Origin of the sequence: Chromobacterium sp. Beijing (genome assembly GCF_021496765.1) — a bacterium.
Classification (GTDB): domain Bacteria; phylum Pseudomonadota; class Gammaproteobacteria; order Burkholderiales; family Chromobacteriaceae; genus Chromobacterium.
The window spans coordinates 3,468,150-3,493,514 of sequence record NZ_CP053750.1; the positions used below are offsets into that span (position 1 = coordinate 3,468,150).

Consider the following 25,365-nt stretch of genomic DNA (forward strand, 5'->3'; position numbering starts at 1 on the left):
TGTTCTCCATTCCCGTCGTGGCTGCGCCATCCCGATCAGCGCAACGCGTTCGAGCTTCAGTTTACCCATAAAAAGCATAAAACCAGCAGTTTTCGCCCCGCCTATGGAATAGCGCGCACCATTCCCTCCCCTGCGCGACCAGACCGGCAAGACCGGCGCGCTCCGCCCCCGGTCCACCTTGCCCAACAATATACAATTTGCGCCAATATCTTGAAGTAAAGAGGGAAATCCCTAGTGAATACGGGTTTTTCGCAACGCAACAATTGGGCTACACTGGTGGACGTTTTTCCAATAATGACAGCTGCACGGACAATGACCACCACCACCCAAGCCCGTGTGCGGGAGATCCCGTACAACTACACCTCGTATTCCGACCGCGAAATCTTCATCCGCCTGCTGGGCGCGCCGATGTGGAAGCTGCTGGAAGAACTGCGCGCCGAACGCAAGACCGGCCGCTCCGCCCGCATGCTGTTCGAGGTCTTGGGCGATATCTGGGTGGTGGACCGCAACCCCTATCTGGTCGACGACCTGCTGGACAATCCCAAGCGGCTGGCCGCCTTGGTGGACGCGATGCGCCACCGGCTGGCCGAAGTGGAAAAACGCCGTGAGGGCAACGACAAGGTGGGCAAGATGCTGACGGCGGCCCGCGCCGCCGTCGAGCGCTTCGCCGAGCAGTTCGAGGATACCCGCGAACTGCGCGCCAAGATTCTGAAGAAGCTGTCCCGGCTCACCCGCCGCGACAATATCCAGTTCGACGGCCTGTCCCGCGTCGCCCACGTCACCGACGCCACCGACTGGCGCGTCGAATACCCCTTCGTGGTGCTCAGCCCGGACAGCGAGGCCGAAATCGCGCCGCTGGTGCGCGCCTGTATCGAGCTGGGCTTGACCATCATTCCGCGCGGCGGCGGCACCGGCTACACCGGCGGCGCGGTGCCGCTGGACCGCATGAGCGCGGTGATCAACACCGAGAAGCTGGACCGCCATCTCGGTGTCGAACAGGTGGAACTGCCCGGCCTGGACGGCCCCCGCGCCACCATACAATGCGGCGCCGGCGTGGTCACCGCCCGCGTCGCCGAGGCCGCGGCGGCGGCCGGCCTGGTGTTCGCCGTGGACCCCACCTCGGCCGAGGCCTCCTGTATCGGCGGCAATATCGCGATGAACGCCGGCGGCAAGAAGGCGGTGCTGTGGGGCACCACGCTGGACAACCTCGCCAGCTGGAAAATGGTGGACGCCGACGGCCAATGGCAGTTCATCGAACGCCTGGGCCACAACTACGGCAAGATCCACGACGTCGACATCGCCCGCTTCCGCGTCAGCCAACTCAAGGACGATGGCCAGACCGTGGTGTCCAGCCGTCAGCTGGACATCCCCGGCAGCGCCTTCCGCAAAGTGGGCCTGGGAAAGGATGTCACCGATAAATTCCTGGCCGGCCTGCCCGGCGTGCAGAAGGAAGGCTGCGACGGCATCATCACCAGCGCCCGCTTCGTGCTGCACCGCATGCCCAAGCACATCCGCACCGTCTGTCTGGAATTCTTCGGCACCGTGGCCGAGGCCACGCCGGCCATCGTCGAAATCACCGACCTGTTCAAACCCGGCGGTGCCGGCCTCGCCGCCGGCGTGCAGCTGGCCGGCCTAGAACACCTGGACTGGCGCTATGTTCGCGCGGTGTCCTATGTGACCAAGGCCAAGAGCAAGGGCCGGCCCAAGATGGTGCTGATCGCCGATCTGGTGTCGGACCACGAGGACGCGGCGGCGGAAGCCGCCAGCCAGGTGGTGCGGCTGGCCAACGCGCGCCACGGCGAAGGCTTCATCGCCATCACCCCGGAAACGCGCAAACGCTTCTGGCTGGACCGCAGCCGCACCGCCGCCATCGCCAAACACACCAACGCCTTCAAGATCAACGAAGACGTGGTGATCCCGCTGCCGCGGCTGGGCGATTACAGCGACGGCATCGAACGCATCAATATCGAACTGTCGATCCAGAACAAGCTGCGCTTGCTCGACACCCTGACCGAGTATTTCCACGGCCGGCTGCCGGTGGACAAGCTGGACACCAATCTGCCGTCGGAAGAACTGATCGGCGACCGCCGCGCCTCGGCGCTGTCCCAGCTCGCCATCACCCGCGACCGCTGGCAATGGCTGTTGGAACACCTTGACCGTCCCTTTCACGAATACCGCGAACGCTGGCCGCACGCGCCGCTGGAAGACGCCGCGGCGACGCCGGCCTCGGTGTTTCACGCGCTGCGCGATATGGTCGTGCGCGTCAGTTGGAAGCGCGAAATGCAGGCCGAGCTGGAGCAGCTGTTCTCCGGCAACACCGACGGCCCCATCCTGGCCGCCATCCGCGCCATCCAGCAAAAAGTGCTGCGCAGCCGCGTCTTCGTCGCGCTGCACATGCACGCCGGCGACGGCAACGTCCACACCAACCTGCCGGTCAACTCCGACGATTACGAGATGCTGCAGACCGCGCACAAGGCGGTGGAGCGCATCATGGCGCTGGCGCGCGCGCTGGGCGGCGTGATCTCCGGCGAGCACGGCATCGGCATCACCAAGCTGGAATTCCTCAGCGAAGAAGAAATCGCCCCCTTCCGCGCCTACAAGCAGCAAGTGGACCCCAACGGCCACTTCAACCGCGGCAAGCTGCTGCCCGGCGCCGACCTGGCCATGGCCTATACGCCGTCCTTCTCCTTGCTGGGCGCGGAGTCGCTGATCCTGGAACAATCCGACATCGGCGCGATCAGCGATTCGATCAAGGACTGCCTGCGCTGCGGCAAGTGCAAACCGGTGTGCTCCACCCATGTGCCGCGCGCCAATCTGCTGTACTCGCCGCGCAACAAGATCCTCGGCGTCGGCCTGCTGACCGAGGCCTTCCTCTACGAAGAGCAGACCCGCCGCGGCGTCAGCCTCAAGCATTTCGAGGAGTTGTCCGACGTCGCCGACCATTGCACGGTCTGCCATCGCTGCGTCAAACCCTGCCCGGTCAAGATCGACTTCGGCGACGTTTCGGTGGCGATGCGCAACTTCCTGCGCAAGACCGGCAACAAGAGCTTCAACCCCGGCACCGCCGTCGGCATGGCCTTTCTCACCGCCAAGGACCCGGCCACCATCAAGGCCTTGCGCACCGGCCTGGTCGGCGTCGCCTACAAGGCGCAGCGGCTGGGCAACGCGGTGGGCAAGCGCCTGGGACTGATAGGCTCCCAGACCCGGCAGCCGCCGGCCACCGTCGGCAAGGCCCCGGTCAAGGAGCAGGTGATCCACTTCATCAACAAGCCCATGCCCGGCGGCCTGCCCAAGAAAACCGCGCGCGCGCTGCTGGACGTGGAAGACGCCAGCATCGTGCCCATCATCCGCAACCCCAAGCTGTCGGAAGACGCGGAAGCGGTGTTCTACTTCCCCGGCTGCGGCTCGGAGCGCCTGTTCAGCCAGGTCGGCCTCGCCACCCAGGCCATGCTGTGGCATGTCGGCGCGCAGACCGTGCTGCCGCCCGGCTATCTGTGCTGCGGCTATCCGCAGACCAGCGCCGGCTATCAGGACAAGGGCGACGCCATCACCACCGAGAACCGGGTACTGTTCCACCGCGTGGCCACCACGCTGAACTACCTGGACATCAAGACCGTGGTGGTCAGCTGCGGCACCTGCTACGACCAATTGTCGCAATACCGCTTCGAAGACATCTTCCCCGGCTGCCGCATCATCGACATCCATGAATACCTGATGGAGAAGGGTGTCAAGCTGGACGGCGTCGGCGGCCAGCAATACCTGTATCACGACCCCTGCCACACGCCGATGAAGGCCTATCAGCCGATGAAGGTGGTCAACGAGCTCTTGGGCGGCGGCGTGGCGCTGTCGGACCGCTGCTGCGGCGAATCCGGCACCTTCGCCGCCAGCCGGCCGGACATCGCCACCCAGGTGCGCTCGCGCAAGGAAGAGGAAATCAACAAGAACCTGCAGGCGCTGACCGGCGGCGCCAAGCCTGCCCAGCCGGTGAAGATCCTGACCTCCTGCCCGTCCTGCCTGCAAGGCTTGTCGCGCTACGGCCCGGACACCGGCACCGAGGCCGACTACATCGTGGTGGAAATCGCCAAGCATGTGCTGGGGCCGAACTGGTTGAAACAGTATGTGGACCAGGCGCGCGATGGCGGCATCGAACGCGTGCTGCTGTAAGAACCTGTTTACGATCTGCTGCGCGTCGGCGGGATGGATAGAAATGGGCGTTGAAACCAAGCTCAGTGCTCATGTACCACCTGTACATTCCGCTTTTTCGCTCGTTTCCGCCTTGTCTCGCCTGAGCTCGCAAGATCGTAAACACGTTCTAAGGTTGGAGAACAACCCATGGGCAACAAAGCGCTTATCATCATCGACGTGCAATACGGCCAGATTGAAGGCCAACCCCGCGCCGGCCGCGCCGACGCCGTGCTGGCCAATCTCAACCGCGCCATCGCGCTGGCGCGCCGCCAAGACATGCCGGTGATTTTCATCCAGCACGACAGCGGCCCCGGCAGCGATCTGGCGCGCGACAGCGAGGCCTGGCAGCTGCATCCGGCGCTGGCGCGGCAGGACGGCGACGCCGTGGTGCACAAACGCTTCAGCGATAGCTTCCAGCGCACCGCGCTGACCGAGCTGCTGCGCGGCGGCGATGTCGACGAGCTGTGGCTGGCCGGTTCCGCCACCGAGTTCTGCGTGGACAGCACGCTGCGCTCGGCGATGTCGCAGGAATACGCTGTCACCCTGATCGCCGACGCCCACACCTGCAAACCGCGGCCGCGGCTGAACGCGGAACAGGTGATCGATCACTTCAACTGGGTCTGGTCCAATCTGGACGAAACACCCAAGCCCCTACGCGTGTGCAACATCGCCGAACTGGAAAGCGGCGCGGCCTAAACAAAAACCGCCGGGCACGCCCGGCGGTTTTTCTTTGCGGCTTCCGTTTTACTTCAACGGCGATGCGGCCGAGGCCTTGGCGGCCGCCTTCTTCTTGGCCGCGGCGGCGTCCTGACGGACTTCGCTGGTGGTCTTCAACAAAGTGCCCTGAGCGTCGTCGCCATCCAAGGACCAGCTGAACACCCCGCCCAGCTGCTGTTGACGCACGTAATCCAGCTTGGTGCGGATGGTGGCGGGGTCGTCGTAGCTCCAGAACTCGTTGCCGTCGTAAGTCCACAGCTGCTTGCTGACCGGATGCACGAACTGCTTTGCGGAACGGCTCTTCAGCACCTTGTAGTCCTCGATGCCGGCTTCGTAAGTGCCTTTGCCCGCACCGGTGGCCACTTGGTACAGACCATCGGCCTTGGGCCCGGCCGCCACGCCGGCCCAGCCGCGGCCATAGAACGGGATGCCCACGTTCAGCTTGGCCTTGGGCACGCCGCCCTTGACCAGGGTCTGGATCGAGTCGTCGACGTTGTAGTAGACGCGGTCGCCGGTCACCGGAGCCGCCGGGTCGCGGAACAGATTGGACTGGAAGTTGGTCGGCCCCTTGGCATCCCAGCCGCCGTTGAAGTCGTAAGTCATCACATTGATCCAGTCCATATAGGCCGCGTACTTGGCCGGCTCGGTCTGACGGATCTTGTCGACGCCGGAGCCAATCGCCGCGGTCAGGTAGTAGCGGCGCTTGTTCTGCGCGGTCAGCGCGTCCAGCTGGCTGCGGAATTCCGCCATCAGCAAGGTGAAGTTCTGCTTATCGTTGGGATCCACGCTATTGGTCGGCAGACCGCCGCCGCCCGGGTATTCCCAATCGATGTCGATGCCGTCGAACACGCCCTTGGCCGCGCCGGCGCCGCCGGCGTTCTCGCCCACCGGCAGATTGCCTTTCAGGTACAGATCGATGCAGGACGCGACCATGGTCTTGCGGCCGGCGTCGGTGGCGGCGAATTTGCCGAAATTCTTCGACCAGGTCCAGCCGCCCAGCGAAATCAGCACTTTCAACGAAGGATTGGCCAGCTTCAGCTTGCGCAGCTGATTGAAGTTGCCGCGCAGCGGATCGCTCCAGGCATCGGCCTTGCCGTCCACCGACTCATTGGCGCCGAAGGACTTCTGGTAATCGGCCCAAGCGTCGCCGCCGTCGCCGTTGCCGTTCTCGGCGCGGGTCACCATGCCGCACTTGCCGTCGGCGTAGACGTTGCCGAAGGCGTAGTTCAGGAAGGTCAGCTTCTTGTCGCCGCCGGCGTCCACCAGATTGCGCAGCTTGTAATTGCGGCCGTAAATGCTCCATTGCGCAAAATAAGAGCCGACATGACGACCCACGGTCGGCGTCGGTTCCGGCGGCACGCCGGTGCCCGGTCCGGGACCGGGATCGCCGCCGCCCGGCGTGCATTCGCCGGCAGGCCGCTCTTCCCACGGCCCCCATTGATCCGCGCCCGGCTGATTGTTCTGCGTCCACCACTTGGCGCGCCAGGTCTTGTTGGCGTACAAGGCGTAATCGCCGCCGTTATAGGTCTGCGCATTGCTCCACGCACTGCAGGCCGGCGCGGCGAACGCCGCCGCGCTGCTCAACAACAAGCCAGCCCCCCAAACAGCGCCGACAACGTCAACGAAAGTTTCGACATTCGGACCTCCTCAATTCTGTCAGTGATCACGGCAGCGTCATGCTGTCCCCGCTGCAGCACCGCAAGCCGGCGTTTTAGTTCGGACATGTGGTATTACAGTGGTATCAGATTCGAGCAATCACTCCACTGCTGCCAACCCAAATTTCACCAACCTGTCCTTAATAACAGTTAAAACAGGTCAAAAGGATTGTCTTACGCCGACAAGGGCGCAGCTGTGGCTCAAAAATGCGGGAAAGTTCAGGTTTACGCGAATTTAGGCGAATTTATCGCGCAAATAGCCAAGAAAAGGAGATAAACAGCGCACTTGGCGATGTCTATTTCTTCAGTGAGAAAGCCGCTTAAGCACAGGAGAAATGCCTGTTGGCAATTTGAGACAAAACTTCACAGCAAAAGCATGGGCTTCACAAAACCATGCCACTACAAAACCATTACGTTTTCAATCGCAGGCCAAACGCATGCCGCAACCGGCCAGAAACGCAAAGAGGAGGCCTTGGCCTCCTCCCGATACCCTGCCTGTAGCCGCAGAATCAAGCCGCTTTTTTCACCTGTGCTTTTTTGTGGTGATGCTTCTTAACGTGCTTCTTGGCGGCCTGGGCTTTCTGCGCGGCCGGAGCGGAAGCCGCTTTCTTGGCGTGCTTCTTGTGATGGTGTTTCTTGGCGTGATGCTTCTTGGCGTGCGCCGGAGCGGCGGCTTTGGCGGCCGGGCCGGAGGCGTCGGCGGCGAAGGCGGCGGCGGAAGTCAGGCCGATTACGGAAGCCAGGATCAGTGCGGTGATCTTTTTCATGATGTTTCTCCAAGTCTGCGACTTATCGGTTGTCAGGGCACCGTCCTGGTGCGTCCTTGAATTCATCATATGCAAGCCGCCTCGCCGCAGTCTGTGAGGCCTGTGTTAAATCATGTAACCGATCGTACAAGGCCTCAGCGCCGCGCCTCTCCACGCGAGCGGAGTCAAACCTTCTCAGACCGGCGCCGGCTCCTTGGCCGCCACCCGCGTCACCAGGATCTGATCGATCTTGTGATTATCGATGTCCACCACTTCGAACTTGTAGCCCGCGTATTGCACGCAATCGGTGCGGCGTGGAATCTTGCGCAGCATATACATCATGAAGCCGGCCACGGTTTCGTAGTTCTGATCGTCCGGCAATTCGTCGATCTCCAACACCCGCAGCACATCTTCCACCGGGGTGATGCCGTCCACCAGCCAGGAATTCTCGTCGCGTTTGACGATTTGCTCCTCCTGTCCCTGGCCCACCAGATCGCCCATCACCGTGGACATCACGTCATTGAGCGTGATCAGGCCGACGACAAAAGCGTATTCGTTCAAGATCACCGCGAAGTCCTCGCGCGTGCCCTTGAATTGATCCAGCGACTCCGACAAGGTCAAGGAGTCCGGAATCAACAGCACCGTCTTCAACAAGCCGGGCTCCTTCAAGGAGATCGCCCGGCCGGCCAGCACCCGGCGCAGCAAATCCTTGGAATCGACGTAGCCGACCACATTGTCGATGCCGTTGTCGCAGACCAGGAACTTGGAATGCGGCTGCTCGGCCACCTTGGACTTGATGCTGTCCTCCGCCTCGTCCAGCGTGAAATAGATGATGCTCTCCCGCGGCGTCATCGACGACGGCACCAGCCGGCTTTCCAGCTCGAACACGTTCTCAATCACCTGATGTTCCTGCCGGTGCAGCACGCCGGCTTCCGCGCCCGCGTCCATCATCGCCGAGATGTCGTCGCTGGTGATCTCGTCGCGCGGGCTGGTCGGCATGCCCACCAGCCGCAGCAGCAGGCCGGACAATTCATTGAACAGCCACACCAGCGGCTTGAACAGCAACACCATGAACAGCATGGGCCGCACAATGCGCACCGCCACCGTCTCCGCGGCCACCATGCCCAGACGTTTGGGCGTCAAGTCGGCGAACAGGATGAACAGGCTGGTCACCAGCAGGAAGGACGCGAGAAAACCCAGGCTCTGAGCCAGATCCGGGGACAGGAAAAACCCCAACACGCGGGCGAAGAAGGGCGTGAACGCCGCCTCGCCGACAATGCCGCCCAGGATGGCCACCGCATTGACGCCTATCTGCACCACGGTGAAGAAATGTCCCGGATGCTCCTGCAAAGCCAGCACCTTGCCGGCATTGACGTTGCCCTCGTCCATCATCTGACGCAAGCGGATCTTGCGGGAAGCCGCCAGCGATATTTCCGACACCGAGAAAAAGGCGCTGGCCAGAATCAGCGCCAGAATAATCATCATATCCGTCATCAAGCTCTCCATTGTGCCCGCCGCTGCGCCTGAACACCGCACAGGCGACGGCATACGGCAGAAGGCATGATAAATAGTTCAAATCATAATTTCTGTAATGATAGCAGCGAACCGGGCTTTAGCCGAAGCCCGCGGCAACCGTTACAATAAGGTTTCCGCATTTCAAAAGGCCGCCATCATGGATTGTGAATTGTGCCAGGCCCCGGCCGGGCAAGTATTGCACGAAGACGATCATCTCAAAGTCCTGCTGGTGGACGAGGAAGGCTACCCCGGTTTCTGCCGCGTGATCTGGAAGGCCCACGTCAAGGAAATGACGGACCTGTCCGCCTGCGACCGCCTGCACCTGCTGGACTGGGTCCATTACGTGGAAGCCGCGCTGCTGCGCTGCATGCAAGCCGACAAGATCAACCTGGCCAGCCTCGGCAATATGGTGCCCCACCTGCACTGGCACGTGATTCCCCGCTTCGCCGACGACGCTCATTTTCCCGCCCCGATCTGGGCCGCAGCCCGCCGCCAAAGCGCTCCGCGCGCCTGGCCGCAACTGGCGGAGCAGTTGCGCCGACAGCTCGCCGCCGCCCAGACTCATTGCTGGCTGGACTATCAAATCCAGGTGGACCAGGTTCCGGACGGGTTGGAAGGCGCCGATCTGGCCTGCTACCGCTTCTTCGCCGAATCCGGCCTGAGCTGGCCGGTCGACAGCGTGGACGCCGACGGCCGGCACTGGCTGGCCTTGCGCCGCTGCGGCCCTGACGGCACTGAACAAGTGGACAGCCTGCGCCTGGAGCCCGGCAGCTACCGACTGCTGCCCTGCCCGCATCCTTATCAGGCCGGACGGCTGCGCTAAGCGCCCGCCCTCGGCCATCCATCAAGAAAGAGGAATGCCATGCACCAAACCTTGATCTCCGCGGAACAGCTGGCGGCTCTGCCGACAGAACGCCTTGTGATTCTGGATTGCCGCTTCCGGCTGGAACAAGCAGATTATGGCTTGACCGCCTATGAGGCCGGCCACCTGCCGAACGCGCATTACCTGAACCTGGATTACCATCTTTCCGGCAGCAAGACCGGCGCCAACGGCCGCCATCCGCTGCCCGACGGCAGCCGCTTGGCGGTGGACCTTGGCGCGATCGGCATCACTCCGGACACCCAGGTGGTCGCCTACGACGACGCCGCCGGACAATACGCGGCCCGCGCCTGGTGGCTGTTGCGCTGGCTGGGACACTCCGCGGTCGCGGTGCTGGACGGCGGCGTCCAGGCCTGGACCCGGACCGGCCGCGCCCTCGACCAGCAAACGGCGGAACGCCGTCCCTGCCGTTTCTCGATCAAGCCCGCACTGGAAGACACCGTCGATGCCGCCGCCGTGCTGAGCAATATCGAGCAGCCGGCCTTCACCGTGGTGGACGCCCGTTCCGCCGAGCGCTTCCGCGGCGAAGGCGAAACGCTGGATCCGGTGGGCGGCCATATTCCCGGCGCGGCCAACCGCTTCTTCATGCTCAACGTCGACGCCGACAACCGCTTCAAGCCGGCGGAACAGCTGCGCGCCGAATGGCAAGCGGCGCTCGGCGACCTCGATCCGGCGTCCATCGTTCATCAATGCGGCTCCGGCGTCACCGCCTGCCACAATCTGCTGGCGCTGCGCCACGCCGGCTTCGAAGGCAGCCGGCTCTACCCCGGCTCCTGGAGCGAATGGTGCAGCGACCCGGCAAGGCCGGTGGCGCGCTAGGCTCAGGCCAGCATCAGTTCCTGCAGCAAATCCTGGCCGAAGCGCCAATGCCCAAGGCGCGCGGCGCTGCCCAGGTGTCCATGCGCGCCGGCGTCCACCAAGGGACAGCCCCAGGCTTGCGCCATCGCCTCGGCCTCGGCCATGTCGCAGAACAAGTCGTCGCGGCTGGCCACCAGCAAGGCCGGCGCCGGCAAGCGCAGCGTCGGCGCGTTGAAGCCGGCGAAAGCGGGCAAGGGCGCGTCCTCCGGCAGTTCGCCGCTGGCGCGCGCCCGCGCCTCGCTGATGGGCAAGGCCGGCGGCGCCACCAGCAGCAGCCCTTGCAGCCGCTTCTGTTCGCGCAAGGACAAGGTCCGCAGCCAGGCCGCAGCCGCATGGCAGCCCAGACTGTGCGCCGCCAGCATCCAGCGGCCCGGCACCTGCTCCAGCGTGCGCCGGATGCCGTCCACCCAGGCCTCGCACTCCGGGTACAGCCAATCGTCCTGCTCCACCCGGCGCGCCAAGGGGTAGCAGCGCTCCCAACTGGTCTGCCAATGCTCAGCGCCGGAATTGCCCCAGCCCGGCACCGTGATCAAGGTGACGTCGTCCTCGTCCAACATCACAGGCTCCGTTCGTAATCGACGATCAGCGGCGCATGGTCGGAAAACTTCTCGTCCTTGTATACCGAGGCCTTGCGCGCCAGCTCCATCAGCGACGGGGTCACGATGTGATAATCGATGCGCCAGCCCACGTCCTTGGCGTAAGCCTGGCCGCGGTTGCTCCACCAGGTGTAGCCCGGCGTGTCCGGGTACAGGCGGCGCCAGGCGTCGCACCAACCCACGCGGCTCAGCAAGTCCGTCATCCAGGCGCGCTCTTCCGGCAGGAAACCGGAGTTCTTCAGATTGCCCTTCCAGTTCTTCAGATCGATCTCGTTGTGGGCGATATTCCAGTCGCCGCAGATCACGATGTCGCGGCCGGCCGCGCGCAGCGTTTCCAGATGCGGCATGAACACGTCGAGAAAATCGAATTTCACTTGCTGGCGTTCATCGCTGCTGGAGCCCGACGGCAGATACAGCGAAATCACGCTGAGATTGCCGAAATCCAGTTGCAAAAAGCGGCCTTCGGCGTCGATCCAGTCGACGCCCAGCCCCTCCACCACCGCATCCGGTTGATGACGGGTATACAGGCCTACGCCGCTGTAGCCCTTTTTTTCCGCGTAATGGAAATAGCCGGTCATCCCGTCCGGCTGGCGCATGCGCTCGGACAGGTCGCCGGCCTGGGCCTTCAGTTCCTGCACGCAGACGAAGTCGGCGTCTATGCCGGCCAACCAGTCGAAAAAGCCTTTTTTATCGGCGGAGCGGATGCCGTTCAGATTGGCGGAAACGATTCGAAGCAAAGGACTCTCCCGTGATATGCTTGCCGGCAATTTTTTCAGCCGTTCAAACAGTTAACAGTTAATAAGGAGTAATGATGAGCGATTTCCGTCAGGATTTTATTCGTTTTGCGCTCGACAAGCAGGTTTTGAAGTTTGGCGAGTTCATCACCAAGGCCGGCCGCAAGTCTCCCTACTTCTTCAACGCCGGCCTGTTCAACGACGGTCTGTCCACTTTGCACTTGTCGCGCTTCTACGCCAAGTCGATACTGGAAAGCGGCGTGCAATTCGACATGTTGTTCGGCCCGGCCTATAAAGGCATCATCCTGGCCGCCGGCGCCTGCATGGCGATGGCGGAACAGGGTCGCAACGTGCCCTTCGCCTACAACCGCAAGGAAGCCAAGGACCACGGCGAAGGCGGCACCCTGGTGGGCGCCCCGCTGCAAGGCAAGGTCCTGATCATCGACGATGTGATCTCCGCCGGCACCTCGGTGCGCGAATCGGTGCAGCTGATCCGCGCCGCCGGCGCCGAACCGGCCGGGGTGGCCATCGCGCTGGACCGCATGGAACGCGGCAGCGGCGAATTGTCGGCGGTGCAGGAAGTGGCCCAGCAACATGGCCTGCCGGTCATCGCCATCGCCACGCTGAAAGATTTGCTCGGCTTCCTGGAACACAGCCCGGAACTGGCGGCGCACCTGGACGCGGTGCGTGCCTACCGGGCGCAATACGGAGTCAACGACTGATGAAACCGCTTGCCGGACTCGCGCTGCTGATACTGGGAACCGCCGTCTACGCCGGCGGCCTCTACAAGTGGGTGGACGAATCCGGCAAGGTGCATTACAGCGACTCCCCGCCGCTGCAAAGCCAGCAGCAGGGCGTCGCCGAGCTTTCCAAGCAGGGCGCCGTCACCAAACCGGCGGAAAGCCCCGCCGCCCGCCAGGCGCGCGAAGCCGCCGAGGCCGCGCAAAAACAACGCGATGCCCAGCAATTGGAAAACACCCGCCGCGACAACGCGCTGGTGGAAAGCTACGCCAATCTGCAGCAACTGCAGGCCGAGCGCGCCAAACAGCAGGCCGTGCTGCAAAGCGCGCTGGACGCGCTGCAACAGCGCTCTCGCGGCCTGACGCTGCAAATTCAAGGCATTCAGCAAGACATTGCGCAAAGCCGCCGCAACAAACAAGCCCCTCCGCAAAACAGTCAGCGCAATCTGAACGTGCTACAGGCGGAGCAAGCCGAACTGGCCAGGCAAATCGCCGCCAAGCAGCAGGAGCTGGCCGCCTTCCGCCAAAAGACTCAGAACGACCTCAACCGCTACCGGCAATTGCGCGGCGGCTAACTACTGCCCGCCGTCCTTGCGCTGCCAAGCCTCGTTCAAGGCCTTGGTGGCCGCCTCGCTGGTCTGCGCCGCCGCAGCCTGAGCCGACTTGGCCGCCTCCAGTTCCGCCGTGGCGCCGCTCAAGCCCGCCTGAGCCTCGCTCAGTCGCTGCTCCGCCTTGAGCTTGTCGGACTCGGCCTGCGTCAAACGCGCGTCCGCCTTCTGCTGCGCGCCGCGCACTTGCTGGTAGTACATCTGCGCCGCCAGCAACTGTTCGTCCGCCGTCTGCGCCACAGCCAAGGCAGGCAAGGCCAGGGCGGCCAAGGCCGCGACGATTCCGTTTACCCTCATCACACAGCTCCCGTTTTCGGTGTCGATGCGCAAGCTTAACGCGGCGGCGGGGTTTTGGCTAAATCCGGCTGGGGCGCCGCGGCCGTCCCGGCCGGTTCGATCGCCTGCGAAGGCCGCGACAGCAAGTACAGCAAGACACTCAATTCGATCGCCCCCACCAGCCACGGCACCCAGTGCGGAGGCCGCGCCAGCAACAAGGCGGCGAAACCCGCGCCCATGCCCATGGCGGCGAAGCACTTGGCCTTGACCGGCACCACACGGTGCTCGCGCCAGCGGCGCAGGCCCGGCCCGTAACGCGGATGCGCGAGCAGCCGCTGCTCCAGCCGCGGAGAGGACTTGCTGAAGCAAGCCAAGGCCAAAATCAGAAAAATCGTGGTCGGCATCACCGGCAGCAAGGCGCCGATAACGCCCAAGGCCAGCATCGCCACGCCGGCGCACAGGTATAGCCAGCGCACCGCGGGGTGCCGCAAACGCTGACTCAAGCGTACACCTGGTCCAGATGGCTGTTCATGCAGGCGAAAGCGGCCACCGCGCCGGCGGTGACGCGTTGCTCGGCCGCCTCGTCCAGCTGCAGACCGTCCAGCGCCGCGGTGAACGCGCGCCAGTGGCGGGCGCGGCCGTCCGGGTGGCCGGCCAGATGGCGGGCGCCGCAATGCTCGTCCAGGCCCAGTTTGCCGGCCAGCTTGTACAGAATGGCCGCGCCCAGCTTGGAGCCCTCCACCACGTAGAGCCAACCCATCGCGCTGGCCACGTCCAGCGTGCTGCTGATCGGCGCTTCGCGCAATTCCGGCAGCGGGCGGTCCAGATCCCGCAGATCGGCGGCGATGCTGTCGTAACGGCGGCGCTCGGCCAGGTCCGGGAACAGGCGGGCCAGCTCGGGATTGTCGTACAGCGCGTCGGCGTCGCGCAGGAAGCGGTATTGCGCCAGCAGGAAGCGCACATAGTTTTCACGGGTGGCGAACGGCTGATTCGCCATGATGCGCTGGTCCAGCGCGTCGTGGGTTTCGTGGGTGCGGGCCTTCAAGTCCTGGGTGCGGGTTTTCTCGACAACGGTAGTCATGCTCTGTGTTTCCTGTTTGATGCGATCCCAGCGCCTACGCGCGGCGGCGCGGACGCCGGGAAGAGGCGAATAACTCGCCATTATAATGCGAATGATTCTTACAATCATTATCAAATTTACCACGACAAAGACATGTCCGCGAGAAAGACCCGGGAAAACCGGCAAACGCTAAAGCAGAGGGAAACACGGGAAGCGAGAGAAAACAAAAAGGCCAGTTCTCGCGAACTGGCCTGATTGCTATATATTTGGTGGGTCGTGCGGGATTCGAACCTGCGACCAACGGATTAAAAGTCCGCTGCTCTACCAGCTGAGCTAACGACCCGATCCTGGGCGCTAAGAGTTTGTCGTGGTGGGTCGTGCGGGATTCGAACCTGCGACCAACGGATTAAAAGTCCGCTGCTCTACCAGCTGAGCTAACGACCCCCAAACAAAACTCTTGGCAATTTCCGGTATCGGAAACTGGTGGGTCGTGCGGGATTCGAACCTGCGACCAACGGATTAAAAGTCCGCTGCTCTACCAGCTGAGCTAACGACCCAAGAGAGAGCGCAACTATAATGAAACAGTTCAGGGTCGTCAACGGGTTTTTGCATTTTTTTTCATGACAATGACAGCGGCACGGGCGGAAAAGCCCGCTTGAAACGGGAACCGAAGCGCCGCGATATCATCTAAGCCCGAACGATAATTCCAGACCGGCCTTGAAAGCCGCCAAGCCATACCCATGTGTACAACAAGGGATCAGGTTTACGCGTCCGCCGCCTGATCGCGAAACCCACTTACCGGATTCAGTTGCCCATGCGCACCTTCCTCATCCTGCTGTTGCTGTACCCCTTCGCTGAAATCGCCGCCCTGGTGGCGCTGGCGGACCACTTCGGCGGGCTCGCCGTCTTCGTTTTCGTCGTGCTGTCTTCGCTGCTGGGCTTGTGGATGTTGCGCAACCAGCAGATCGGCGCCTTGTTCACCCTGGGCAGCGTGATGCGCCAGGGCGACCGCGTATCGCTGTATTCCTTGCTCTGGCCGCTGCGTTATTTGCTGGCCGGCGTGCTGTTCCTGATACCAGGCGTCATCAGCGACCTGGCCGCCGTACTATTGCTGCTGCCTTTCAAAGGCCCCAGCATTGCCGTCAACGCTCGCGCGGCGACCGGACCCGGAGCCGCCGCCGACCCCGACATCATCGATGGAGAATATACCCGGGTGGACAAAACCACGCCGCCCGACCGGCGCCTTCACTGAAAGTCCAGCCGCCGCAGCGCGTCTTCCTCGGTGATCTCGCACTGAAGCAAGACCACCTTGTGCCGGCTCTTGTCGCCGGACAGCAGTTGAACGTCGCGCTTGGCCACGGCGAAGCGCTGCGCCAGCCAGGCCAACAGCGCGGCATTGGCCTTGCCGTCCACCGGCGGCGCCGCCAAACGTATTTTCAGGCAGTCGCCGTGTTCGCCCGCCGCCTCGGTTTTCCTGGCGCCGGGCTGCACATGCAGCGTCAGACGGACAGCGCCGTTGCGGCAGTCCAGCCAAGGTTTCATGATTTTTTCCCGCAAAACGGGAGAGTGTAGTCCAAAAGCCGCCGCGCCGGCGTCAGCCGACGGGAGGCTTCCGCTCTCCCTTCACTTATGAGGATATCGCGATGGATATTGGAATCAACGAACAAGACCGCCAGGAAATCGCTCATGGCTTGTCCCGCCTGCTGGCCGACACCTACACCCTGTATCTGAAAACCCACAACTTCCACTGGAACGTCACCGGGCCGATGTTCAACACCCTGCACCTGATGTTCGAAACCCAGTACAACGAACTGGCGCTGGCGGTGGACGCCGTGGCTGAACGCATCCGCGCGCTGGGCCACCACGCGCCGGGCAGTTATGCCGACTACGCCAAGCTGACCGCGATCCAGGAAGCCGCCGGCGCCCCGCCCAAGGCCGAGGAGATGATCCGCCAGCTGGTGGACGGCCATGAAACCGTATGTCGCACCGCGCGCAGCATTTTCGCCGTGGTGGAACGCGCCGCCGACGAGCCCAGCGCCGACCTGCTGACCCAGCGTCTGCAAGTTCACGAGAAAACCGCCTGGATGCTGCGCAGCCTGCTGGAAAAATAATACGCCCGCACGCTTGATGCATCGCCACGCCGCGCTCAGCGCGGCGTTTTTACTGGCCGCCGTGCTACACTTTCAGCTGCGCCCGGTTCCGCCCGCGGCGAACTCCGCTTACCCGGTGAAAGCCAACACAACAGCCATCCATGTCCACTAGTCCGCTCTCGCCCTCGACTTCCAGCGCCACCATGCTGCCGCTGGGCTTGACGCTGCTCGCTTCGCTGCTGGTCCATGCGCTGTTGTTCAGCCTGGAGATTCGTCCACGCTCCAGCCCGCCCGCGCCCGTCTCCGCCCAGATCATCAATGTGCAGTTGAACCAGACGCCCAGCCGCCAGACGCCCAAAACCCGCCGGCTGGCGGAGCAGAACAATCTAGGGGCCGGCAATAGCGCTCAAAGCGACAAGCTGGCCAGTCATCGCGCGAAGCCGGTCGCCGCGCCGGCGGAGCCCGGCACGCCCGAACCCGCCGACGCATCGCCGCGGCAACAAACCATGGCCCGACCGCCTGACGCCGGCAAAAAACCGGCGCTGCCGGCCGCGCAGTCCGGCACGGTCGGACATGTCAGCGCCGGCAGCCTGCTGGCCCAGGTCGGCGACTTGAGCCGGCAGTTGGGCGACAGCGGCCTGACCGACAAGGAGCAGGAAAGCGGCGGCAAACAGGGCAAGCTGGCCGAAAGCGCCCGCGGCTACCCCTGGGCCCGCTACCAAGAAGACTGGCGGCTGAAAGTGGAGCGCATCGGCAACCTCAATTACCCGGAAGCCGCCCGCCGCCAGAACATTCACGGCGCCGTGACGCTGGAAGTGCTGATTGCAGCCGACGGCGGCCTGCGCGACGTGCGCGTGCTGCGCAGCTCCGGCTTCGACGTGCTGGACGAAGCCGCACGCCGCATCGTGGAACTGGCCGCGCCCTACGCGCCGTTCCCGGCCTCGCTCGCGGAGCAATCCAGCTCGCAACGCATCCGCCAGAAATTCGTTTTCACTCGCGACAATCAACTGTCCAGTCGCTGACACATCATCAAGGAATCTCCATGTACGAAGTCAATCGCAGCATCGCCCTGATCCGCCCCCTCGCCCCCTTCCACGCCTGGCTGCAATCCTTGCCCGGCGGCTTGGACGAGGAAATCTCGCTGCAGCACCTGGGCCAGGACTGCAACGCGCTGCTGATCCCGGCGGCGGAAGATTACGCCGACGCCCAAGCCTTTGTTTTCGAGCGTTACCAGCAATTATTCGCAGCCGAGCTGTCCGACTGGTGCGACGACGACAGCCTGTGGCCGGAAGAGCTGTCGCTGGAACTGTTCCAGCAATGGTTCTCGCTGGAAATCCATTCCATCGTCACCGATCTGGTGGACGAGGCGCTGGAGCGCGAGGCCTTCGTGCCGCTGGAACTGGGCGAATAACATGGGCGCCGCAGCGTCGCCGTCCATGGCGGCGCAGCGCGCCATCACGAGCAAAGGGGAAAACACCATCATGCAGCACAATACCAAGATCAAAGTGCGCGGCTATCATCTGGACCTGTACGGCCATGTCAACAACGCCCGCTATCTGGAGTTTCTGGAGGAGGCGCGCTGGAACTACTTCGAGAGCCGCGGCGACCTGCCTTGGTTCCTGCAGTCCGGCCTGGCGCTGGTGGTCGTCAACATCAATATCGATTACCGCTACCCGGCCACCATGGGCGACGAGCTGCAAATCGACACCGGCGTCAAATCGATAGGCACCCGCAGCGCGGTGATGCATCAACGCGTCACCCTGGTCGGCAGCGGCAAGCTGGTGGCCGAGGCCGACGTCACTTTCGCAGTGTTTGACGCCAAACAAGGCAAGGCGGTGGCGCTGGACGGCAAGCTGAAGGAACTACTGGAACAAATGCTGGCCGAACAGGCTTGATCGCCATGGCATGAACCGTCCGGGCCGCGCCCGGACCTTACCGCAGGATAAGGAAATGAAGAAAGGTCTGCTCGCGCTGCTGGGCATCGCGCTGGTCGCCGTCGTCGCCTATATGACGCTGTTCGCCGGCTCGCCGGCGCCCCAGGTCAACTACACCTCGCTCAGCGGCCAGACCGCCAGCACCGAATCGCTGAAGGGCAAGGTGGTGCTGGTCAATTTCTGGGCCACCAGCTGCCCGGGCTGCGTTGAAGAAATGCCGGAAATCAAGAAAATGCATCAGGAGTTCGCCAGCAAGGGCTATGAAACCATCGCGGTGGCGCTGAGCTACGATCCGCCCAATTACGTGAAGAGCTTCGTGGACAAATACCAGCTGCCCTTCTTCGTCGCGCTGGACGGCAATGGCGAGATCGCCAAGGCCTTCGGCGACATCCAATTGGCGCCGACCACCTTCCTGATCGACAAACAGGGCAAGATCATCAAGCGCTACGTCGGCGTGATGGACTTCAAGGAAGTACGCAAGCTGGTGCAACAGCATCTGTGATGCCCGCTCGCCCCGGCAAAACCAACGCCCCGGTCAAACGGGGCGTTTTTCATCGCGCGGCGCACACCGCGCAAGCGGGATCCCGCGGCACCTTGATCTGGCGGAACTCTCCGCTCAGCCCGTCGTACAGAGTCAGCCGGCCCAAACGCGGCGCGATGCCGGCCAAGAGCTTGACCGCCTCCACCGCCTGCAGGCTGCCTATCACCCCCACCAGTGGCGACAGCACGCCGAAAGTCGCGCACGGCCCGTCGCCGGCCTCGCCCTCGTCCGGAAACAGACAGTGATAGCAGGGAGACGCCGCGTCGCGCGGATCGAACACCGCCAGCTGGCCGGCGAAACGCACCGCGGCGCCGGACACCAGCGGCGTGCCGGCGACGACGCAGGCGCGGCTCACCGCGTGACGGGTGGCGAAATTGTCGCTGCAGTCCAGCACCAGATCATGGTCGGCCGCCAATTCCTCAAGGGCCGCCTGGTCCAGCCGCCGCGCCAGCGGCCGCGCATCCACCTCCGGGTTGATGCGGCGCATTCTCACGACGGCGGACTCGGCCTTCAAACGCCCCAGGCTATCGCTGTCGTGAACGATCTGACGCTGCAGATTGGACAGCTCCACCACATCGTCGTCGGCGATGCTGATCCGCCCCACGCCGGCGCTCGCCAGGTACAGCGCCACCGGCGAGCCCAGCCCACCGGCGCCGACGATCAGCGCGCGCGCCCGGCTCAAGCGCTGCTGGCCGGCGATGTCGATTTCCGGCAGCAGAATATGCCGGCTGTAGCGCAATAGCGCCTCGTCGTTGAGTTCAATCATGATTGCTAGCCTAATCCGAACGCCGCCACCGCGCCATCACCCAAAAGCATAAGGCCAGCCGTATCCGGGCTGGCCTTATGCTCAAAGTCTGCTGCGCTTCAGCTATACGGCGTTGAAAATACCTTCAGAATGCTCATGTACCGTATGTACATTCCGCTTCTTCAGCCATTTTCGCCTTGTCTCGCTCTTGCTCGCGAGACTTTGAACGGTTCTAACGGAAACGCGGACTTATTCTTCCACCGTCTTGCGGGCGAACTTGATGCCCAGCTGCTTGAGCTTGCGGTACAGATGGGTGCGCTCCAGGCCCACCTTCTGCGCCACCCGGCTCATATTCCCGTTCTCCAGCGAGATATGGTACTCGAAGTAACGACGCTCCAGCTGTTCACGCAACTCGCGCAAGGGCATGTTGAAGTCGAAACCGGACTCCTCCACCGGCTTCTCATGGCGGAACTGCGCCAGCACTTTGTTGACCTCGCCGGCGTCCACCTCGTCCGACTCCGAGGTCAGCGCCAGGCTCTTGATGATGCTGCGCAGCTGCTCCAGGTTGCCAGGCCAGTCGTACTGACGCAGCGCATTGAGCGCGGCGGTGGTCAGCTTGCGGGCCGGCACCTGCTTGGACTCCACCAGCTCGGTCAGGATCTGCTCGGCGATGAAGATGATGTCTTCGGAATGCTCTCGCAGCGGCGGAATCGGCACAATCACGCTGGACAAGGCCGTCAGCAGGCGGTTGTCGCACTCGGGATCCACCAGCAGTTCCTGCAACGGGCGGCTGCAGGAACACAGCAGCCGCACATTGAAGCGGTCCAGCTTGGACAGCAGGAACAGCAGCCCTTGTTGCACGCGGCGGCCGTACTGGCCGATCTCCGGCAGGAACAAGACGCCGTTATTGGCTTTTTGCAGCAGCTCCAGCGGGGCGTCCGCCAATTGCTCCTGCTTGGCCGGCGTCACCCACGGGGTGTTGCCCTGATGGAAGAAGCGCGCCACCAGTTCGAAGCCGGAACCCGGTTCGCCGGTCAGCAGCACCGGCGACTTGACCTTGGCCACGCGTTCCAGCTGCCGCTTCAGCTCCTGGATCGGCTCGCTGCGGCCGAGCTTGTCCAGATTGAGCGAGGTGTTGGCCTGCATATCGCCGTATTTCAGCGCCCGCTGCACCGTGGTCAGCAGCTTTTGCAGCGCGATCGGCTTCTCCAGGAAGTCGAAAGCGCCGATGCGAGTCGCCTCCACCGCGGTGTCTATGCTGGCGTGACCGGACATCATCACCACCGGCATGTTCAGCTGACCGGACTTGGCCCATTCCTTGAGCAAAGTCACGCCGTCGCAATCCGGCATCCAAATGTCCAGCAACACCAACGCCGGACGCGTCTGGTTGCGCAACTGTCTGGCTACCTCGGCGTTTTCCGCCAGCGCGACGGTGTACCCCTCATCCTGCAGTATCTCGGAGAGCAATTCACGGATACCGATCTCGTCGTCAACAATCAAAATATCGCTGCTACGCATTAGGCCTCCAGCAATGGCAGGGAGAGAAGGATGCGCGCGCCATTCGGTTCGAGATTACCCACTTTGATCTGCCCGTGATGGTCTTCAAGAATCTTCTTGACCACCGCCAGGCCAAGACCGGTACCTTTGGTCTTGCTGGTCACATAGGGTTCGAACACGCGTTGCAGGATCTCCGGAGCAAAGCCCGGACCGTTATCCTCCACGCAAACGAGCGCATAGCCTTCTTCTTTTCGGCTGCTAATTTGAATCATCGGGATGTCAACGTCAAGGACCGCATCTTGCGCGTTCTGAATCAGGTTATGTAAAACCTGCCGCAACAATGCCGCATCCGCCATGATCATCAACGGCCTTTCATCAAGCGCCATCTTAACAGCAGAGTTGGATTCGTAAAGAGCCATCACCTCCCGCACCACTTGATTCAGGTCCAATTCGGTCAACTTGGTGCGCGGCGCGCGCGCGTAATCGCGGAAGGCGTCCACCATGGCCTTGAGCGCGCCCACCTGCTTGATGATAGTGTCGGTGGAGCGTCGCAGCATGTCGGCGTCGGCGCCCGCCAGCTTGTCCTGCAGCTTCATCGCCAGCCGTTCCGCCGATAGCTGGATAGGCGTCAACGGGTTGCGGATCTCATGCGCCAGCCGCTTGGCCACCTCGCCCCAGGCCGCGTCGCGCTGGGCGCGCGCCAGTTCGGTGATATCGTCGAACACCACCACATAGCCCACCGCAGACGCCTCCGGCAGATGGGCGCCGCGCACCAGCAAGGTGCGCTCGCCCTGCACCGTCAAATAGTTAAGCTGGGTTTTCCAGTCGCTGTCGCTGTTCTTGGACGCGTACTCCAGCACGCACTCCACCAGCGGCGCCACCGCCGGAATCGAGGTGGCCCAGTGCGGGAAATCCTGATCCGACACCTCGGCGAAATCCACGCCCAGAATGCGCGAGGCGCTGGTATTGGCGGCGCGCAGCTGCCAATCGGCGCCGAAGGCGATCACCCCGGCGCTCAGGTTGGCCAGAATGCTTTCTAGGTAAAGCTTGCTGCTTTCCAGTTCGCTGCGGCTAAGGTCCGCGGCGTGGCGCGCGTCCTCGAGCTGCTGCGTCATCCGGTTGAACAAGGTGGTCAGCATGCCCAGCTCGTCGCGCCGGTATACCGGGTGGCGCTTGGAAAAGTCGCCCTGCGCCACGGCCCGGGTGCCGGCGGCCAGCTCGGACAAGGGCGCCGACAGGCGCTCTGACAGGAATAAGGCGAAGGCCAGCGCCGCGGTCAACGCCAGCAGCGCGGACAGCGCCAGCGTCAGCATGTAGAAGGTGGTCAGGCCCTCGCGGCCCAAAAGCAGCTGGCGGTACTCCGCGCGCGCGGTCTCGATCTGCTCCGCGTCCTGGGCGATGCGGCCGGGAGCGGATTGCAGGGCCTGCAACACGCGTTGCTGGCTGTCCAGATTGCGGTAAATCAGCAGCGACTTCAGCACCAGGCCGCTGCCGCCGTCGTTCTCGAAGCTGTCCAGCGTCTGGCGCGGTTTGAGCTTGCCTATGCTCTCGCGCGACAGCGGAGGAGGCACTCGCTCGCTGAGTCCGCCGGCGAAGGCCAGCAGCTGACCGCTGCGGCTATAGACAGCAAGCTCGCGCAATCCCAGTTGCTCGCGCAAGCGCTCCAGCCGCGCCGGCAGCAGGCCTTCCGGCAAGGACTCGATATCGTCCTGCACCGAACGCGTGCGGCGCCCCAGGTCTTCCTGCACGTACTGCAGCGAGTTGCGCGCCAAGCCCAGGCTGCGGTCCAGCGCCGACTCGACGCGGACGTCGAACCAGCTTTCGATGCTGCGGGTCAGGAACTGGGCGGAAACGGTGAACACCAGGATGCCCGGCACCAGGGCCACCACCGCGAACATCATCACCAGCTTCTGGGTCAGCTTGGCGCCGAACACCCGTTGCCGCACCCGCTGACGCAGGCGCAGCAGCTGCCGCGCCACCACGCCCAGCAGCGTGGCGAGCAGAAGGCCGTTCAGGCCGAACACCCACCAGTAGTATTCGTTGAGTTTGGATGCGTTGCCGGTGGCCAAGGCCAGCAGATAAAGCAGGATGGCGCCCAGCGTCGCCAGCGCAATCACCGCGTAACGCATCAGCCGCCGTCCTTCACGTCCAGCTTGACCCAGTCGGACGACAGCGACCAGTCCGACGAGCCCAGCGCGTTCAATTGAAAGGGCTTGGGCAGTTCGCCGATGTCCAGCAACAGCCGCACCTGGCCGGCCACGCGCCCCGAGGCCCGCGGGTCCAGGGTGCCGGAATTGAGCACGCGCCAGCCCTGGATAGCGCCCACCGCGCCCAGCGCTTCGCGCAAGGTGGGGTAGTAGTTGGAGAGATTGCCGATAGTGACGCGGTAGCGATTGGTCAAGGACTGATAGGACAGCTTGAAGCCCAACTGGGCGTGCGGATCGAACCACTCGCTGAAATTCAGATAGTAAGCGGTCAAACGCGGCTTGGTCAGCTGGAACTCCAGCCGGAACGGCAGCACCACGCCCTGTTCCAGCGCGTCGCTGAGACTGGGCGTCAAGCGCGTCTGAAACCGGGTGCTGACGGACAACTGGCCGTCCGCCGTCACCTCGGCCTCAGCCCGACGCGAGCTGATGGTTTCGGCCTGCGCCGCCATGGCGAGACCGGCCAGCAAGCACAGCAGCAGGCTAACGTTTTTCAAGCAACGCGTAATAAAAGCCGTCATGACGCTCACAAGGAAGCAACTGCTCCTGTCTCAGGCACGCGGCATCCGCATGGCGATTCAGAAAGGAGTCTAGCTGTTGCTGATTCTCTTCGGGGAAAATGGAGCACGTAGCGTAAAGCATTTTGCCGCCCGAGGCGAGCAAAGGCCACAGCGCGTCGGCCATGGCGGCCTGCTGCACGCCCAGCGCGGCGAAATCCCCGGGGCGGCGCAGCCACTTGATGTCCGGATGGCGACGCACCACGCCGCTGGCGGAACAGGGCACGTCGGCGAGGATGCGGTCGAAGGGCCGGCCGTCCCACCAGCCGTCCGGCTGGCCGGCGTCGGCCGCATGCAGCCGCGCGGTCGCGCCGATGCGCTCCAGATTGTCGGCCACGCGCTGCAGCCGCTGTTCGTCGATGTCCAGCGCGGTCACGTCGACATCGGCGCTCTCCAAAATATGGCCGGTCTTGCCGCCCGGCGCCGCGCAAGCGTCCAGCACCCTTTGGCCGGCGCGCAGGTCCAGCCAGTGCGCGGCCTGCTGCGCGCCCCAATCCTGCACCGAGACTTCGCCGTCGGCGAAGCCCGGCAAGTCTCGCACATTGACCGGCCGCGCCAGCGTGATCGAGCCGCCGTCCAAAGCCTCGCCGTCCAGCCCGGCGGCGCGCAGCCGCTCCAGATAGGCCGCGGCGTCGCCATGGCGGCGATTGACGCGCAAAGTCATCGGCGGATGGCCGTTGTCGGCGTCCAACACGGCTTGCCAGGCGTCCGGATAGGCGCGCTGCAAGCCCTTGATCCACCATAGCGGGTGGTTGAAGCTGGCCTCTATGTCCTTTTCCGCCACGCGTTCCAAGGCGGCGCGCTGGCGCAGGAAGTTGCGCAGCACCCCGTTGACCAGGCCCTTGAAATTGCCCTTGGCCAGCCGGCTGGCCAGGGTCACCGCCTCGTTCACCACCGCGTACTCGGCGGCGCGGGTGTGCGAGAGCTGATAGAAGGCCACGATCAGCACCCGCTCCAGCACCGGCTCGGGCAAGGGCTTGGCCACCAGTTGGCGCAGGTAGAAACGCAGCCGCGCCAAGTGGCGCAGGCTGCCGTAGGCCAGATCCTGCAAAGCGCCGCGCTCGGACGGCGTCAACTCCGGCGCCTTGCGTTGAGCCTCGGCCAAGGCCTCGGTCAGATTGGTTCCGGATTCGACGCGCAACAGAATATTGGCGGCCAATTGCTGAATATGATGCATGGGTGCTTTCTATCAAACCATAACAAACAGGCCAATGCCCTCCGGCATTG

At 63.5% G+C, this 25,365-nt stretch carries 26 protein-coding genes and 3 tRNA genes; 12 read left to right on the forward strand and 17 right to left on the reverse strand.

The window, feature by feature from the left end; translation table 11 throughout:
- Positions 1–312 precede the first annotated feature (312 nt).
- Positions 313–4,164: a DUF3683 domain-containing protein gene (locus HQN78_RS16065; RefSeq protein WP_235084866.1), complete on the forward strand. Its 3,852-nt coding sequence runs from the start codon at positions 313–315 to the stop codon at positions 4,162–4,164.
- A gap of 168 nt (positions 4,165–4,332) precedes the next feature.
- Positions 4,333–4,881 carry a cysteine hydrolase family protein gene (locus tag HQN78_RS16070; RefSeq protein ID WP_235084868.1) on the forward strand — a complete coding sequence of 183 codons (549 nt, stop codon included), beginning with the start codon at positions 4,333–4,335 and terminating at the stop codon, positions 4,879–4,881.
- Positions 4,882–4,929: 48 nt separating this feature from the next.
- Here the strand turns inward: HQN78_RS16070 and HQN78_RS16075 are convergent, their stop codons facing one another.
- The 3 genes from HQN78_RS16075 to HQN78_RS16090 all read right to left on the reverse strand — a co-directional run bounded on the left by HQN78_RS16075 (position 4,930) and on the right by HQN78_RS16090 (position 8,797).
- Positions 4,930–6,492, reverse strand: coding sequence for a glycosyl hydrolase family 18 protein (locus tag HQN78_RS16075; RefSeq protein WP_304502820.1), 1,563 nt, complete (start codon positions 6,490–6,492; stop codon positions 4,930–4,932).
- A gap of 574 nt (positions 6,493–7,066) precedes the next feature.
- Positions 7,067–7,324 carry an acid-shock protein gene (locus HQN78_RS16085; protein WP_107797890.1) on the reverse strand — a complete coding sequence of 86 codons (258 nt, stop codon included), beginning with the start codon at positions 7,322–7,324 and terminating at the stop codon, positions 7,067–7,069.
- A gap of 174 nt (positions 7,325–7,498) precedes the next feature.
- Positions 7,499–8,797: a hemolysin family protein gene (locus HQN78_RS16090; protein ID WP_235084870.1), complete on the reverse strand. Its 1,299-nt coding sequence runs from the start codon at positions 8,795–8,797 to the stop codon at positions 7,499–7,501.
- Between the two features lie 178 nt (positions 8,798–8,975).
- Here HQN78_RS16090 and HQN78_RS25895 point away from each other — a divergent pair, with 178 nt between their 5' ends.
- On the forward strand, positions 8,976–9,641 hold the full coding sequence (locus HQN78_RS25895) for an HIT family protein (RefSeq protein ID WP_370646562.1): 666 nt from the start codon (positions 8,976–8,978) through the stop codon (positions 9,639–9,641).
- 39 nt (positions 9,642–9,680) lie between these two features.
- The gene (locus HQN78_RS16100) at positions 9,681–10,517 is read left to right on the forward strand and encodes a sulfurtransferase (RefSeq protein ID WP_227106539.1); all 837 of its coding nucleotides are present in this window, start codon (positions 9,681–9,683) and stop codon (positions 10,515–10,517) included.
- Between the two features lie 2 nt (positions 10,518–10,519).
- Here HQN78_RS16100 and HQN78_RS16105 read toward each other — a convergent pair whose 3' ends face one another.
- Entirely contained in the window at positions 10,520–11,113 is a 594-nt protein-coding gene (locus tag HQN78_RS16105; protein ID WP_235084872.1) for an alpha/beta hydrolase, read from the reverse strand.
- Positions 11,113–11,889: an exodeoxyribonuclease III gene (locus HQN78_RS16110; protein ID WP_235084874.1), complete on the reverse strand. Its 777-nt coding sequence runs from the start codon at positions 11,887–11,889 to the stop codon at positions 11,113–11,115. Before HQN78_RS16110 ends, HQN78_RS16105 begins: the two co-directional genes overlap by 1 nt.
- Before the next feature lie 74 nt (positions 11,890–11,963).
- Between HQN78_RS16110 and pyrE the strand changes: the two genes are divergently transcribed.
- Both pyrE and HQN78_RS16120 read left to right on the forward strand, forming a co-directional pair.
- Positions 11,964–12,608 carry an orotate phosphoribosyltransferase gene (pyrE, locus tag HQN78_RS16115; protein ID WP_235084877.1) on the forward strand — a complete coding sequence of 215 codons (645 nt, stop codon included), beginning with the start codon at positions 11,964–11,966 and terminating at the stop codon, positions 12,606–12,608.
- On the forward strand, positions 12,608–13,201 hold the full coding sequence (locus HQN78_RS16120; RefSeq protein WP_235084879.1) for a DUF4124 domain-containing protein: 594 nt from the start codon (positions 12,608–12,610) through the stop codon (positions 13,199–13,201). The genes pyrE and HQN78_RS16120 overlap by 1 nt, the downstream gene beginning before the upstream one ends.
- Here HQN78_RS16120 and HQN78_RS16125 read toward each other — a convergent pair whose 3' ends face one another.
- From HQN78_RS16125 to HQN78_RS16150, 6 genes are all read right to left on the reverse strand, one after another.
- A complete protein-coding gene (locus HQN78_RS16125) occupies positions 13,202–13,531 on the reverse strand; it encodes a hypothetical protein (protein WP_227106531.1) in 330 nt (109 codons plus the stop codon).
- Between the two features lie 35 nt (positions 13,532–13,566).
- Positions 13,567–14,013 carry a YbaN family protein gene (locus HQN78_RS16130; RefSeq protein ID WP_199225783.1) on the reverse strand — a complete coding sequence of 149 codons (447 nt, stop codon included), beginning with the start codon at positions 14,011–14,013 and terminating at the stop codon, positions 13,567–13,569.
- Positions 14,010–14,591 (reverse strand): biliverdin-producing heme oxygenase, encoded by a 582-nt coding sequence (locus tag HQN78_RS16135; protein ID WP_235084882.1) that lies wholly within the window; start codon positions 14,589–14,591, stop codon positions 14,010–14,012. Before HQN78_RS16135 ends, HQN78_RS16130 begins: the two co-directional genes overlap by 4 nt.
- 246 nt (positions 14,592–14,837) lie before the next feature.
- Positions 14,838–14,913 (reverse strand) — tRNA-Lys (locus HQN78_RS16140).
- A 25-nt stretch (positions 14,914–14,938) separates the two neighbouring features.
- Positions 14,939–15,014 (reverse strand) — tRNA-Lys (locus HQN78_RS16145).
- A gap of 37 nt (positions 15,015–15,051) precedes the next feature.
- Positions 15,052–15,127 (reverse strand) — tRNA-Lys (locus tag HQN78_RS16150).
- A gap of 257 nt (positions 15,128–15,384) precedes the next feature.
- Here HQN78_RS16150 and HQN78_RS16155 point away from each other — a divergent pair.
- On the forward strand, positions 15,385–15,822 hold the full coding sequence (locus tag HQN78_RS16155) for an FxsA family protein (protein WP_107797881.1): 438 nt from the start codon (positions 15,385–15,387) through the stop codon (positions 15,820–15,822).
- Here HQN78_RS16155 and HQN78_RS16160 read toward each other — a convergent pair.
- Entirely contained in the window at positions 15,816–16,112 is a 297-nt protein-coding gene (locus tag HQN78_RS16160; protein WP_107797880.1) for a DUF167 domain-containing protein, read from the reverse strand. The genes HQN78_RS16155 and HQN78_RS16160 overlap by 7 nt on opposite strands.
- A 101-nt stretch (positions 16,113–16,213) precedes the next feature.
- Here HQN78_RS16160 and HQN78_RS16165 point away from each other — a divergent pair, with 101 nt between their 5' ends.
- From HQN78_RS16165 to HQN78_RS16185, 5 genes are all read left to right on the forward strand, one after another.
- Positions 16,214–16,681 carry a Dps family protein gene (locus HQN78_RS16165; protein WP_107797879.1) on the forward strand — a complete coding sequence of 156 codons (468 nt, stop codon included), beginning with the start codon at positions 16,214–16,216 and terminating at the stop codon, positions 16,679–16,681.
- 140 nt (positions 16,682–16,821) lie between these two features.
- Positions 16,822–17,682, forward strand: coding sequence for an energy transducer TonB (locus tag HQN78_RS16170; RefSeq protein ID WP_107797878.1), 861 nt, complete (start codon positions 16,822–16,824; stop codon positions 17,680–17,682).
- 20 nt (positions 17,683–17,702) lie between these two features.
- Positions 17,703–18,071 (forward strand): VacJ, encoded by a 369-nt coding sequence (locus tag HQN78_RS16175; protein WP_107797877.1) that lies wholly within the window; start codon positions 17,703–17,705, stop codon positions 18,069–18,071.
- A gap of 70 nt (positions 18,072–18,141) precedes the next feature.
- A complete protein-coding gene (locus HQN78_RS16180; protein ID WP_107801583.1) occupies positions 18,142–18,555 on the forward strand; it encodes a thioesterase family protein in 414 nt (137 codons plus the stop codon).
- 55 nt (positions 18,556–18,610) lie between these two features.
- Positions 18,611–19,096 carry a TlpA disulfide reductase family protein gene (locus tag HQN78_RS16185; RefSeq protein ID WP_235084885.1) on the forward strand — a complete coding sequence of 162 codons (486 nt, stop codon included), beginning with the start codon at positions 18,611–18,613 and terminating at the stop codon, positions 19,094–19,096.
- A gap of 49 nt (positions 19,097–19,145) precedes the next feature.
- Here the strand turns inward: HQN78_RS16185 and HQN78_RS16190 are convergent, their stop codons facing one another.
- From HQN78_RS16190 to rsmB, 5 genes are all read right to left on the reverse strand, one after another.
- Complete coding sequence (locus HQN78_RS16190) at positions 19,146–19,901, reverse strand: molybdopterin-synthase adenylyltransferase MoeB (protein ID WP_235084887.1); 756 nt, start codon at positions 19,899–19,901, stop codon at positions 19,146–19,148.
- A 228-nt stretch (positions 19,902–20,129) separates the two neighbouring features.
- Positions 20,130–21,398 (reverse strand): sigma-54 dependent transcriptional regulator, encoded by a 1,269-nt coding sequence (locus HQN78_RS16195; protein WP_019100015.1) that lies wholly within the window; start codon positions 21,396–21,398, stop codon positions 20,130–20,132.
- Entirely contained in the window at positions 21,398–23,506 is a 2,109-nt protein-coding gene (locus HQN78_RS16200; protein ID WP_107797874.1) for an ATP-binding protein, read from the reverse strand. The genes HQN78_RS16195 and HQN78_RS16200 overlap by 1 nt, the downstream gene beginning before the upstream one ends.
- On the reverse strand, positions 23,506–24,078 hold the full coding sequence (locus tag HQN78_RS16205) for a DUF4390 domain-containing protein (protein ID WP_233246632.1): 573 nt from the start codon (positions 24,076–24,078) through the stop codon (positions 23,506–23,508). The genes HQN78_RS16200 and HQN78_RS16205 overlap by 1 nt, the downstream gene beginning before the upstream one ends.
- Positions 24,065–25,315, reverse strand: coding sequence for a 16S rRNA (cytosine(967)-C(5))-methyltransferase RsmB (rsmB, locus tag HQN78_RS16210; protein ID WP_235084889.1), 1,251 nt, complete (start codon positions 25,313–25,315; stop codon positions 24,065–24,067). The genes HQN78_RS16205 and rsmB overlap by 14 nt, the downstream gene beginning before the upstream one ends.
- Positions 25,316–25,365 lie beyond the last annotated feature (50 nt).